General features: G+C 72.1%; 9 protein-coding genes. 8 read left to right on the top strand and 1 reads right to left on the bottom strand.

Features of this window, described 5'->3' with window-relative positions:
- The first annotated feature begins 154 nt into the window (after positions 1–154).
- The 7 genes from ACFFRH_RS16245 (at position 155) to ACFFRH_RS16215 (ending at position 8,536) form a co-directional block, all read left to right on the top strand.
- Complete coding sequence (locus tag ACFFRH_RS16245; RefSeq protein ID WP_344749898.1) at positions 155–1,855, top strand: OPT/YSL family transporter; 1,701 nt, start codon at positions 155–157, stop codon at positions 1,853–1,855.
- A 21-nt stretch (positions 1,856–1,876) separates the two neighbouring features.
- On the top strand, positions 1,877–2,101 hold the full coding sequence (locus ACFFRH_RS16240) for a hypothetical protein (RefSeq protein ID WP_386157285.1): 225 nt from the start codon (positions 1,877–1,879) through the stop codon (positions 2,099–2,101).
- 100 nt (positions 2,102–2,201) lie between these two features.
- Positions 2,202–3,719: a radical SAM/SPASM domain-containing protein gene (locus tag ACFFRH_RS16235; protein WP_344749897.1), complete on the top strand. Its 1,518-nt coding sequence runs from the start codon at positions 2,202–2,204 to the stop codon at positions 3,717–3,719.
- Positions 3,674–4,597: a methyltransferase domain-containing protein gene (locus ACFFRH_RS16230; RefSeq protein WP_344749896.1), complete on the top strand. Its 924-nt coding sequence runs from the start codon at positions 3,674–3,676 to the stop codon at positions 4,595–4,597. Before ACFFRH_RS16235 ends, ACFFRH_RS16230 begins: the two co-directional genes overlap by 46 nt.
- The gene (locus ACFFRH_RS16225) at positions 4,588–5,967 is read left to right on the top strand and encodes a TldD/PmbA family protein (protein ID WP_344749895.1); all 1,380 of its coding nucleotides are present in this window, start codon (positions 4,588–4,590) and stop codon (positions 5,965–5,967) included. Before ACFFRH_RS16230 ends, ACFFRH_RS16225 begins: the two co-directional genes overlap by 10 nt.
- Positions 5,951–7,297, top strand: a complete 1,347-nt coding sequence (locus ACFFRH_RS16220) for a metallopeptidase TldD-related protein (protein ID WP_344749894.1) — start codon at positions 5,951–5,953, stop codon at positions 7,295–7,297. The genes ACFFRH_RS16225 and ACFFRH_RS16220 overlap by 17 nt, the downstream gene beginning before the upstream one ends.
- Positions 7,298–7,312: 15 nt before the next feature.
- Complete coding sequence (locus ACFFRH_RS16215) at positions 7,313–8,536, top strand: NAD(P)/FAD-dependent oxidoreductase (RefSeq protein WP_344749893.1); 1,224 nt, start codon at positions 7,313–7,315, stop codon at positions 8,534–8,536.
- Positions 8,537–9,921: 1,385 nt separating this feature from the next.
- Here ACFFRH_RS16215 and pepN read toward each other — a convergent pair.
- Entirely contained in the window at positions 9,922–12,423 is a 2,502-nt protein-coding gene (pepN, locus tag ACFFRH_RS16210) for an aminopeptidase N (protein WP_344749892.1), read from the bottom strand.
- Between the two features lie 94 nt (positions 12,424–12,517).
- Between pepN and ACFFRH_RS16205 the strand changes: the two genes are divergently transcribed.
- Positions 12,518–12,907, top strand: coding sequence for an ArsR/SmtB family transcription factor (locus tag ACFFRH_RS16205; RefSeq protein WP_344749891.1), 390 nt, complete (start codon positions 12,518–12,520; stop codon positions 12,905–12,907).
- The last annotated feature ends 19 nt before the right edge of the window (positions 12,908–12,926 follow it).

Below are 12,926 nucleotides of genomic sequence, written 5' to 3'. Positions count from 1 at the left end.
ATGACGTCCCTGCTTGTCGCGTGCCTGTGTTTCGCGTCGCCGCAAGATCTTGTAAAGGGTATTGACTGACATCGACGGCCATTTTAGTGTGAACTCTCGACAGCTACATTGATAACTATCGATGTAGCGCCTCGAACGAGATGGAGGGCGCTCTGTGGGAGGAAATGAGCGCACCGTCTCCTCCTCGTACGATTCCGCCGAGACCTCGAATGAGACGACAGAACCGCTGGGCGACTGGCGGGAGTCCTACGTTTCCGCCACGCTCATCGGCTTGGCGATCGGTGTGCTGCTGTGCGTGCTCAACGTTCTGGTCCTGTTCAGGACGGGCACGTCCTTCGGCGGGTCGGCTCTGGTCGCCGCGCTGGGCGCCGCGTTGCTGCGGGTCACCGGAGCGTTGAGCTGGCAGGCGCTCTTCGTGGTCTTCTCCATCGCCTCCAGCGGCTACGTGGCGACCGCCGCGCTCGACACCGGCATCGGGGCCGTGGTGCTGGACGGCGGTGACCTGCCGGCCTGGGGGATCCTGGTACTGCTGGCGATGGCCTCGAACGCCGTGGGGATCGGCCTCGGCGGGCTCGTCGCGCGGGCGCTGGTGGTCGCCGAGAGGCTGCCCTATCCGACCCTGAAGCCGGCCATCACCTTGATGGCGTCGCTCAGCACCAGGGCGGGACAGGAGGGCAACCGGCTCGGCCGGACGCTGCCGGTGGCCGCGGCCGTGGGTGCCGCCTGTGCCCTTGGAGTGGCTCTGTGGGGCCATGAGGCCACGCCGGAGCTTTTCGGCTCGGGCACGCATGTGGCCCTGGCACTGTCGCCCCTGCTGTACGGGGTGGGTTTTCTCATCGGCCCGCGCGCGTGCGCGTGGCTGGCGGTCGGGTCGGCGTACACCGTCGTCGTGTGGTTCCTGCAGGACCGCTCGTCGGCCCAGCCCGCGGATTACACCGCCCATCTCTCCTATCCATGGGTGCTTGCCGCCGGTGTCGGCCTCATTCTCGGCTACTCGCTCGCCGCGATCGCGCGGGTACGCGGCCCGCTGCTGCGAGCGCTCCGCGGCGACTTCGCGAGACGCCTGACAGGCGGGCACGCACGATGGTGGGTCGCGGGCGCCGTCATCGCGCTGGTTCTGCTCTCGGTGCTGTACCCCCCGGTGCTTCGGTATCTCGGATTCGGAGTGCTCGGCCTGGCGTTGCTGGTCGTGGTGACCGTGTTCCTCACCCGGGCCGGAGGGGAGATCGGCCTGGTGCCGCTGGCGCCGGCCCTCTACTTCAGTGTCGTGGTGTTCGCGGTAGCCGGGGCCGACTCGGCGACGGCGGTGCTCGTGGCGTCGACCATCTGTTGCGCCGCCATCGCGGCGGTGTACTTCACCTATTCGGCGAAGGTGGTGCACGATCGCCCGGAGACCCTGACAGAGCCGCCCAGGCGTTTGACGGGGTGGACGCAGCTCGTCGGCGGGCTGGCCGGCGCTGCGATCGGCGTGCTGGTGATCGCCGTCCTCACCCGCGCGGGTGTGATCGGCGGCGGCGCGTTCCCGGCCCCGGTCGCCACCGCGGTCCGGTTCGTGGACGCCACCGTGCGCGGTTCGTCGGACTACCCGGCCACCGTGGCCCTCGCCATGGCCATCACGGGTCCGCTGGGGGTGGGGCTGGCCTTCACCTCGGCCATGCCCACGATGATCGGCCTCGGCGTCCTGCTGCCCCCGGCCTACTCGCTGACCCTCGCCGCCGGAGGGCTGACGCAGTGGCTGCTCACCCGCCGTAATCCCGGCCGGCGCAGCGCGACGGAGATCGTCGCCTCCGGTCTGATCATCGGAGAGGGCCTGATCACCGTGGCGGTGCTTGTCGTGCGGGAGGTCCTGCGGTGATCCGAAACCTTTTCCCGGGGCGTGCGCCCCACCATCGACTCTCCCTTCCGCCTCGCGGTGGGGAGCGGGCCGGAGAGCGCGGCAGAGATCACAGTGGAGGAGGTGATACCTATGATCGCGATTTCCATGATCGAAAGCGCCGATGTGTCCGAGAAGCAGCCCGACTGCTGCACCGCCATGCGCGGCCGGAAGAACCTCGACGTCCTGACCAGCGTGATGGTGGACGATCCGGACGGCTGCGACTGACAGCCCTGGACATACCGAAGAACCCGTTCCACATGGGTGCCACCTGCCGCGCTCTCCAATTCCCGGCAACCCCATGGACACCGTTTCTGGGAGAGACCCCATGCTAGTCAGCCCGAACACCGTCACCTTCTCGGTGGCGCTCCCTGAAGGCACCCTGGACCCCGCTTACCTCGACGAGAGCGGAAACGTCAGCGTCCTGGCCAACGCGGTGTCCGGCTCCATGGACATCGTCACCCCCGCAGAGGTCGCCGTGCTGGAACGGCTGCGTGCGGGAGACGCCGTGGACGGCGACATCGTGACCGGCCTGCTCGAACGCGGGTACGTCTGCACGGACGCGGCCGAGGAGGAGCGCAGGTACCGCTCGATCGTCGACGGCTACTTCGAGGCGATCCAGCAGGCGCCGTTCCAGTTCATGTTCATTCCGTCGTACGTGTGCAACCTCGCCTGCCCGTACTGCTTCGAGGGCGAGCTGACCACCAAGAGCCCGCGCATGGACGAGGAGATGATCGAGGCCGCGTTCGACGCGATCCCGATGATCCAGGACCTGCACGAGAACTCCGGCCCTCCGTACATCACGCTGTTCGGCGGGGAGCCGCTGCTGGACACGGCCTACCAGCGCGGCGCGGTCGAGCAGATCCTGCGCGGGTCGTACGACCGTGGCTACCCGGTCACGGCGATCACCAACGGCGTGGCACTGGACACGTACGTGCCGATGCTGTTGCGGTACGGCTGCGAGGAGGTCCAGGTCAGTCTGGACGGCACCCCCGAGATCCACGACAGCCGCCGCGTCTTCCGCAACGGCAAGCCGACCTTCGAGCTCATCGAGCGCGGCATCGACGTGGCCGCCGAGGCGGGCCTGCGGGTGCTGATCCGGGTGCTGGTCGACGAGCACAGCGTGGAATCCATGCCGCGCTTCGCCGAGTTCGCGCAGGCCAAGGGGTGGATCGACCATCCGAGGATCCGGCTGTTCAACGGCTTCACCAAGGCGACGACCTTTCTGTACGTGACGCCGGACCATCCCGAGGAGAAGCGCCGGCGCATGGTCAGGGGTGACGTGAAGCCAGGCCTCCAGGACGCGTTCTTCGAGATGCTGAAGGCGAACCCGCTGGTGGACCGGATGCTCAGGCCGGACCCGGCCCGGATCCGGGCGGCCGTCCTCGAAGGCGACCGTGTGCGGCCCAACCTGCAGGGATGCAGCGCGGGTACCAGCGTCGTCGCCTTCGACCCCAACGGCAAGGTCTATGGCTGCCCGGAGACCGTGGGGCGCCCGCAGCACTCGTGCGGGACGTTCTTCCCCGAGTTCCGCTACGCGGGCGGGTATCGCGACCCCTGGCGGCACCGCCACGTGGACACCGTGCCCATGTGCCGCGAGTGCAACGTCAAGTTGTTCTGCGGGGGCGGTGGCTGCCCCATCAAGGCCTGGGCGGCCAGTGGCGGCGACTTCAACACGTGCTTCTGCCCGAAGGTGTCCAGCATCAGGACGCGGGTCGAGACCGAGCTTTCCTACCTGCTGCCGATGGCTCTGCGCCAGCGGCGGGACCAGGTCACGAGATCCGAAGGAGAAGAGGGAACGTGGGAGCAGATGACGCGCGTGGGTTCATTTCCCTGGATGAGCTGATCCGGCCGCGGACCGCCGCCGAGCCGGACGCCTGCGGGTGCGCCCCGGAGTCCGCGGACTCCGGGTGCTGTGCCCCGGGGTCCGCGGAACAGGACGCCGGGTGCTGCGCGCCCGCGCCCGCCGCCGCGTTCGTGCCCGTCGAGACGCATGTCAAGCAACGCTATGACGCGCTGGCGGTGCAGGGCGCGAGCACGCTGTGCTGCTCTCCCACCTCGGTGTACACACCCGAGGAGCTGGCCGCGGTTCCCGAGTGGGTCCTGGAGCTGTCCAGCGGCTGCGGTTCGCCGATGAACGCGATCGCTCTGCGGCCGGGCCAGACGGTCGTGGACTTCGGCTGCGGCGCCGGGCTGGATCTGCTGATCGCCGCGCGCAGGGTGGGCGAGACGGGCCGGGTCATCGGGGTCGACGCGTCGACGCAGATGGTCAGGACGGCACGCCGCGCGGCCAGGGAGATGGGGCTGTCCAACGTCGACGTGCGCGTCGGCGACATCCGCCGGCCGCCGGTGCGCGAGGCCACCGTGGACGTGGTGATGAGCAACTGCGTCCTCGGCATGTTCCCGGACAAGCAGGAGGTGCTGAGGGCCGTTGCCGGGGTCCTGCGCCCGGGCGGCGTCGCCGTGATCTCCGACGTCGTCTACTCCGACGGCGGCCCGCCCCCGCCGGACGTGGCGGTCGGCGAGTCGGCTGGGGCCGAGGACTTCGCCAGATGCGTGGTCGGCATGACCGAGAGCCAGTACCGGGACCTGGTCCTCGGCGCGGGCTTCGGGCGTGTGGAGATGCGCAGCGACGGGCTCGTTCCCTACCGGGACGGCGCGGAGGTCACCAGTGCGATGATCTTCGCCTACCGGGACGACAGCCCCGCGCAACCGTGCTGCTGACCGACGGCTCGCCCGCGGCCTTCCGGGTCGCGGGTCTGCGCGCCGCCGACTACGCGGAGATCCGTGTCGAACGGGCCCGGACGACCGACCTGGTGTGGCGCGGCGACGGCCTGGAAAGCAGCGTGACCAGCCGGGACGAGGGCTGCTGCGCCCGGGTGATCGGCCCGGCCGGGTCCTCGTTCGCGTCGTCCACCGTGCTGGACGCGGCGGCGGTGCTGCGCCGGGCCGAACGCGACGCCTCTGCGCTGGGTGCCGCGACGGGACGCCTCGCCGGACACCGGCCCTACCGGGAAGAACCCGTCGTGGAGTTCGGCGAGCCGGCGGAGCGGGTCGGCGTGGCGGAGAAGACCGAACTGCTCGGTTCCTACCACGCGATGGCATTGGCCGCGCACCCGTCCGTCACCGGGGCGCTGGTCTACTACCGGGAACGCGTAACGGACGTCGAGCTCGTCACCAGCGAGGGAACCGGCATCGGCTACCGGCGCAGGGACCTGACCCTGCAGATCACGGTCTACGCCGACGGAGGTGCCGCGCGGACCGCGGGGTCGGTGTCCGTGGGCAGCGGCGGCGACTTCTCCGTGGTGCGCGACCTCGCCGCCCGCGTGGAGTCAGCCGTCGCGACCGCCGTGGACCTGCGCGACGCGCCCGTCGTCGAAGCCGGGACCTACGACGTCGTCTGCGACGGCCCGCTGTCCGGCATCTGGGCGCACGAGACGATCGGGCACCTGGCCGAGGCCGACCATCAGCTCGGGGACGCCGGCCTGCAGCGGTCGCTGGCCGCCGGCCGCAGGCTCGGCCCGCCCGTCCTCACCATCACCGATCACCCGGGACGGCCGGGCGCGCGGGGGTTCGTCCCCGTGGACGACGAGGGAACCGGTGGAGAGCCGGTCGACCTGCTGCGCGAGGGAGTCGTGGCCCGTCCCCGGCTGCACGACCGCTCGACCGCTGCCGCCTTCGGTGAGACGCCCACCGGGAACGCGCGCGCCCTGAGCTTCCGCCACCCGCCGCTGCCCCGGCTGCGGACCATCGCCGTCGCCCCGGGTGCCGCGTCCGAAGAGGAACTGATCGGCGGAGTGGGCCGCGGGCTGCTGGCGCGCGGCGTCCTCGGCGGCCAGACCGACAGGGCCGGGTTCACGTTCATGCCGGCCGAATGCCGGGAGATCCGTGACGGTGAGGTCGGCCGGCTGGTCAGGGGCGTGGTGCTGTCCGGAGAGGTGCTCGGCGCCTTCGAGGCCATCGACTCGGTCGGCAGGGAGCAGTGGCGCGGCGACACCTCGGCGAGCTGCGGCAAGCAGGGGCAGCATCCCTTGCCGGTCAGCTCCTGGGCGCCTCCGCTCCGGTTGCGGGGTATACGTGTCCACCCTGGCTGAGGGGGTGGAACGGATCGGCGAGGCCGTCGCGGCGCGCGCCGAGCGCTGGGTAGTGCTCGGCGTCGAGCGCGACGACACCGTGGTGGAGGTCGGCTCGGGGGTACCGGACGCGGTCAGGTCGTCCCATGAGATCGCGCTGTGCCTGCGCGTGTACCGCGACGGCAGGGTGGGCACCGCCTGCACGACGCGTCCCGGCGACGTGGAGGAACTGGTCGGCGATGCGGTGCGGAACGCGGCGCACGGGCCCCCCGCGCCCGCGGATATCGCCCCGCACGGCTTCGCGCCACCCGCGCCGCCCGCGGCGCCCGTCGCCGTCTTCGACGGCGACGGGCGATCCGTTCGTCTGCTCGCCGAGCGATTGGGAGCGCTGCAACACGCCGTGGGGCTGATGGTGCACGGCACGGTGACGAGAACCGAGCAAACGGTCCACCGCGCGGCTCCGGAGGGACGGACGGAGACCGGCGACGGCTTCTTCCACATCGCCGCCTTGGCCGAAGGCGCCGTCGCGCAGTTGCCCTGGACCGGTTGGACCCGCTCTGCGACGCTGCCGGCCGCGCTCACCGCGTGGTTGCGCGCGGCGGCCGAGTGGGATGGACTGCCGTCCGCCGAGGCGCCGCAGCGGGGTCACGATGTGCTGCTGGCGCCCTCGGCGGTGCACACCCTGCTCACTCCGCTGGTCACCGCGCTGAGCGGCACCGCCGTCACGGCCGGCCGGTCCTTCGCCGCCGGGCGCCTGGGGGAGCGCCTCCTGCACCCCTCGATCAGCCTGTGCGACCACCCCTCCGCGGACGGAGACGGAGACGCGGAGGGAACGGGAGGGCTGGCCTGGCCGGTCGGCGACGACGACGGCGTGCCCTGCGCCGGGCTGACGCTGGTCGACCGAGGCGTCCCGGTCGGGATCTACCACAGCCGCCGGACGGCGGCCGCGTGCGGGGAGGCGCCCACCGGGCACGGTTTCCGTGGGAACGCGCTGCGCCGCACGGTGCTGAAACCGGTGACACCAGTGCTGAACGGGGCCACGCTGTCCGCCGGACCCGCCGACACCGGCTCCTTCGACGAATTGCTCGGCGGCGTGCGCGACGGGGTGCTGATCGAATCGCTCATGGGCGGCCAGCAGCGCGCCGGGTCGTCCCCGGTCGTCGAGGCCAGGGTGCGGCTCGGCTTCCTGATCAGGAACGGCCGGGTGGCCGGCGTCCTGCGTCCGTATCCGATCGCCCTGGACCTGCGTGAAGTGCTCGGCACCCGCTTCCGCGCGGCCGGCGACCGCCCATGGGCCGTGAGCCGTGTCTGGACGGGCCGACTGCCGTTCGTGCTGGCCGGCGGAACATGAGGCGAGGAGGGACCGATGTATGACGTCATCGTGGTCGGTGGCGGCGTGACCGGTGCCGCGAGCGCCGCCCTGCTGGCTCGGCGAGGTCTGCGGGTCATGCTCTGCGACCGCACCGGCCTGCCCGCGCCCGCCGTTTCCACCCACTTCTTCGGCCCCTCCGTGCTTTCCTTCCTGGACGGCCTCGGGGTGCTGGACGAGGTGCTCGAGACCGGGGCGCCACCGCTGCGGCGCTGGCATCTGGAGGTCGAGGGCGGCTACTACGGGGCGCCCATGCTGCCCCGCTCGCCGTACCACTACAACCTGTGCGTGCGCCGCGAGACGCTGAGCGCGATCCTGCTGCGCGCCGCGAGCCGGCACGGAGCCGAGATCAGGGAACGCAGCCCGGTCCGGTCGCTACGCCGGGACGGCGACCAGGTCACCGGGGTGGAGGGGGACGGCTGGTCGGAGAAGGCCAGGATCGTCGTCGGCGCCGACGGACGCGGGTCCCAGGTCGCCCGCCGGACCGGGGCCGCCACCACCTTCGACGCCGGGGTCATGCGCTGCACCTTCCACGCCTACTGGGAAGGCGTCGTCCCGTTGCCCGCGCCGGCCCTGGAGCTGTGGCACGACGGCGGGCACGTGCTCCAGGTCGGCCCGTGCGACGGCGGCCGCTGGATGGTGATGCTGTCCGCCCCCATCGAGCAGTACGACATGCTCCGCAGCGGCGCGAGCACCGGGTACGAAGCCCGGCTCCGTGCGATCCCCGCCATGGCCGACCGGCTGCGCGGCGCGTGCCGGGTGTCGCCCGTGTACGGGTCCAAGACCCTGCGCAACTTCCATCGCGATCCCGCGGGGCCAGGGTGGCGCCTGGCCGGTGACGCCTACTGCCACAAGGATCCGCTGTTCGGCGCAGGCATCGCCGACGGGTGCGCGGCGGCGCGGGCTCTGGCCGACACGCTGCCGCCCGACGGCGACTCGCGGGAGGCGCGGGAGAGCTACGCGGCGGCCCTGGACGACCACGTGGGACAGAAAGTCCGCACAGGCCTGGCGGGACTGCGCGTCGACCCGCCCCAGCCCGGCCAGCTCGCCTGGATCCGCGGAGTGCTCGCCCACCCCGGCCTGGCCCTGGAGATGGCCCGCCGCTGCTCGGAGCTGTTCGCCGGGCTGCCGGAGGACCGCCGGGCCTTTTGGCAGCGGGTCGCCGACGGCGCCGCCGACATTCTGGACCTGCCGCCCGCGGCCCGGGTGGACCCGTCGTGAACCTGGCCGTGCCCGGTTACCTGTCCGGGCACGTCGACGACCTCGTGGCCCTGCAGGCGCGGGTGGCGCACGCCCGCTGGCTGGCCGCCACGGGGCAGGGCGCGGACGACCCGATCCCGTCCGAGGAGGGTCACGCCTGGCTGACCGGCGGCGAGCTCGTCGCGCGGGCGCTGGAGTGCGGAGATCTGCACTACGCCGAGGAACTCGTCCTGTGGTACTTCCGGGTTCGGCTGATCGGCGCGACCGCGCGCCTGCGGGCGCTCCAGCGCACCGTCACCGCCGACGTCGGCGGCCGGGCGCTCACTCACGGAGAGCTGGCCGCGCTCTCCCGGACCGCCACCGACAGGCGGCTCCGCGGCCAGGTGCGATCCGCGCTGGCGGACGTCGGTGAGCGGCTCCGCGACGCCCGGCGGCGATGGCTCGACGACTACGCCGAGGCGCGCGCCGGGCTGGGCTTCACGACGCACGCCGAGCTGGTCCGGGCGCTGCATCCGGAGGTGGACCGGTTCGTCGCGCACGCCCGGGACTGGCTGGACGCCACCCGCGCCGGGTTCCTGGAGCGGTCGCGCGGCTGGCGCGAGCACGACGGGCTGTCCGCGCCGGCACTGGGCGATGCCCGCCTGGTCGCCGCCCGCGCCGTCGTGCCCGAAGGCGCGGCCGGACCGCTCGAAAGCGTCCGCTCGGCCGTCCGCGCGTGGGGGCTGGGCGAGCACCTGGCGCGCATCCGTGTCGACGACGCCGAACGGCCGGGCAAGTCGGGGACCGCCTTCTGCTCGCCGGTGGCGCCGCCGGCCGACGTGCGGGTGTCGATCGCTCCGGGCAGGACGCTCGGACACTACGTCACGGTGCTGCACGAGATGGGGCACGCCCTCCACTTCACCGCGGGCACCCGGCACCCCGCCGACCTGTGGCGCACTCCCCCGGCGCTGACCGAGGCGTTCGGCTTCGCCGTGGAACGGGTGGTGCGGCGGCCGGACTGGCAGCGGCACCACCTCGGGGTCATGGTGGGCGCCGAGGCCGTCGAGCGCGCCTCGTTCGCCCGGGAGCACGTGCGGCGCGTAGTCGCGGCAGGCCTTTGCTACGAGATGGCCGTACACGACGGCCACCCCGATCCGGCCGCCGAGTACGTGCGAGTGTACGAGACCGAGTTCGGGGTCACGGTCGACGGCCGGGCCGCGTGGGATCGACTGCAGACGTACCTGGAGGGCAAGCCCTGCTACCCGCTGGTGTACCACCAGGCGTTCGCGCTGGCGGGGGTGTTGCAGGACGATCTGGTACAGCTCGCGGGGGAGCGCTGGTACCTGGGAGCGGACGCGGGCCCCGCTCTGCGTACGCTGTTCGGCCGGTTCGGCGCCACCACCGACCTGCGGGAGTGGTTCGATCGCTCACCCTGCGCGGTCGAGCGCGGTCAGGTCCACGGCGAGGGTGAGTTCGGCCCTGGCCGAGCCGATCAGCCTGGGCAGCACGGGCGGGCCGCCGTCCAGAAGGCGGTCGACCTCGGTCAGCGTCCGGGGTGAGACCGACCAGGCGGGGAACATCCGGATCGCGATGGTCCGGGCCGGCTCCGCGTCGCCGGCATCGGTCACCAGCGGCGGCACGTCCTGTACGTAGCGCCCGGCGTACGGCGCGAGCACGTCGTGCTGGCCGGGGTGGACGAAGCCGCTCGCCAGCGCGCGGACCTGGGCGGTGCTCGTGCTGTCCAGGATGGCCCGCCACGCCCACTCCTTGGCCGCCGCGGCGGGCGCCGACGCCCTGAGCCGCTCGACTCGCCGCTCTCGCACGCCGGTGAGGCCGTGGGCGATCTCCTCCGGGGACTCCCCGTGCGCGACCAGCGCGCGAGCCAGGCGCCAGCGCAGGTCGTCGTCCATCGCGATCGGGGCCGCCCCGTGCGTCCAGTCCCGTAGCCGGGCGCACTGGGTGGTCGTCAGGACGGCGTCCGCGGCCGCCCGGGCCGCCACCAGCCGGTGGTCGGGGCCGGCGTCACGGCTCGTGGCGAGCTCCAGCAGGAGGTCGGCGAGAGCCGGCCAGCCTTGGGCGCGGGCCCAGTCCTGGTCGGTGTAGGAGGCGAGGACGGTCGCCGCCTGGCCGAACAGGCGTTGCACCACGCCGATCTGCGTCTCCGCCGCGGCCCCGCCGATGACCATCGTCAGAAACCGGCGTGGCGGGAGCTCCCGGTGCCGCACCATCTCCCATGCCGCGGTCCAGCAGAGCGAGCGGGCCATGGGGTCACGCAGGCGGCCGACCCGGTGCACGATCTCCTCGGCGGAGCGGTCGTCCAGGACGATCCGGCAGTAGGTCAGGTCGTCGTCGTTGGGAAGCACGAGCGGGCCGCACCTGGTTCCGACGAGCCCCTCCACCCGGGTGCGCGGCCCTTCGACGTCGACCTCGTGCCGCGCGACGCGCGTCAGGTCACCGTGCCGGTCCTCGGCGTAGACACCGACCGCGAGGCGGTGTGGCCTGAGCGACCCGGCTGGCGCGTGGAGCAGGTCGAACCGGGTGAAGCGTCCGTACTCGTCGAGGCTGAAGTCCGCACGTATCTCGGTCAGTCCGGCCGTGTACAGCCAGGCGTCCGCCCACGCGGTCAGGTCGCGGTCACCGGCCTCCTGAAGGGCGGCGATCATCTCGGCTCTGCCTGCGACGCCGAAGGCGTGGTCCGCGAAGTGGTGCCGCATGCCCGCGAGGAACCGGTCGAGGCCGAGGCGGGCCACGAGCTGGCGCAGCACGCTCGCGCCCTTGTGATACGTGAGCGCGTCGAACGCCGAGCCGGCCGCGCCCAGGTCGGGGACATCGGCCACGACGGGGTGGGTGGACGGCGACTGGTCCAGAGCGTAGGCGCGGGCCTTCTTGCCCGCGGTGAAGTCGGCCCACGCGTCGGTGTGGTCGGTGAGCCGCGTCACCGCGTGGATGCCGGCCCAGGTGGCGAACGCCTCGTTCAGCCACAGGTCGTCCCACCACCGGAACGTGACGAGGTCCCCGAACCACTGGTGGGAGAGCTCATGGAAGATCATTTCGGCTCGGCGGCGGTGCGCGTGCCGGGTGACGGTCCGGTCGAAGACGAACGTCTCCGCCGCGATGACGCAGCCGGCGTTCTCCATCGCCCCGAAGTTGAACTCGGGGGCGAAGCACAGGTCGAGTTTCCCGAACGGGTAGGGCGTCGCGAACGCCCCGGAGAAGAACTCGATCCCGGCACGGAGCCGATCGAGCAACGCGGCCGCGTCGACGTGCTTCGCCAGAGATCGCCGGGCGTGCACACCGAGGGGCACCGGCCCACCCTGGTCCGCCGTCCACGAGGCCCACGGGCCTGCCGCGACGGCAACCAGGTAGGTGCTGATCGGCCGGGTCGGCGCGAACCGGCGGACGTCGATCCGGCCGCCGTGGCCGGGCGAGGGAGGGCTCGCGAGGGGGGCGTTGGACAGCACGCCCCAGTCGGCCGGCGCCCGCACGTCGAGCTCGAAGGGAGCCTTGAGGTCGGGCTGGTCGAAGCAGGCGAAAACGGCCGGCGCGTGGCCGGGCTGCAGATGGCTGTAGAGGTACACCCGCCGATCCTCGGGATCCACGAATCGGTGCAGGCCCTCGCCGCAGGTGGAGTAGTCGTAGTCTCCGTCCACGACCAGCTCGTTCTCGGCCGCCAGACCGGACAGGCGGATCCGTCCGGCGCCTTCGTGGTCGAGCGGACGTCCATTGAGCAGGACCGACCGCACCCGTCGAGGGAGGGCGTCCACCCAGCTCGAAGCCCCGGGGCTGTGGCAGGTGAAGCGAATCCTGCTCCTGGACCGGAATGTCGGCTCCTCCATACGGCTCAGATCCAGGCTTATCCGATAGGAACGCACGTCCAGCAGGACGGCGCGCTCCGTGGCCTCTGCACGGGTCAGCGATGCGCGAGGCATGAAGAACCTCCTGAACCAGAGGGTTGTCTAGACTTGGGAGAGAGACCGCCGGGTGGGTCGCGCCCGGGGCGCCTCGGGAAGGGGTCTGATCGTCATGGCCGAGCGCGACGAGCCCGTGCTGCTGCCGGGCGAGGAGCTGCCGCCCGTCGCGCCGGGCGTCCCGCGTCCCGCCCGGGTGACGGAGCCGCTGACCCGGGAGCAGAGCATCAAGCTCGCCGCGGGGTTCAAGGCGCTCGCCGATCCGGTTCGGCTGCGCCTGCTTTCGCTCGTGGCCTCCCACCTCGACGGCGAGGCATGCGTGTGCGATCTCGTCGGAGCGTTCGACCTCACGCAGCCGACCATCAGCCATCACCTCAGGGTTCTGCGTGACGCCGGGCTCGTCACATCGACCCGCCGGGGGACCTGGGTCTATTACCGTGTGGTCCCCGAGGCGCTCACCGCGCTGACGGGCATCATCGCCGTGCCCTCCGTCGCCGCCCGGTAAGAAAACCATCAGCCGGTTC

The sequence above is a fragment of the Streptosporangium vulgare genome, assembly GCF_042428775.1.
GTDB classification, from domain to species: Bacteria; Actinomycetota; Actinomycetes; order Streptosporangiales; family Streptosporangiaceae; genus Streptosporangium; species Streptosporangium vulgare.
The sequence above is the reverse complement of the archived record's forward strand: the minus strand, read 5'-3'. Positions and strand labels throughout refer to the sequence as shown.

Bases quoted from the DNA above. Each gene is read 5' to 3' on its own strand.
- ACFFRH_RS16235 (WP_344749897.1), top strand. From the start codon at position 2,202: ATGCTAGTCAGCCCGAACACCGTCACCTTCTCGGTGGCGCTCCCTGAA.
- ACFFRH_RS16215 (WP_344749893.1), top strand. From the start codon at position 7,313: ATGTATGACGTCATCGTGGTCGGTGGCGGCGTGACCGGTGCCGCGAGC.
- pepN (WP_344749892.1), bottom strand. From the start codon at position 12,423: ATGCCTCGCGCATCGCTGACCCGTGCAGAGGCCACGGAGCGCGCCGTC.
- ACFFRH_RS16205 (WP_344749891.1), top strand. From the start codon at position 12,518: ATGGCCGAGCGCGACGAGCCCGTGCTGCTGCCGGGCGAGGAGCTGCCG.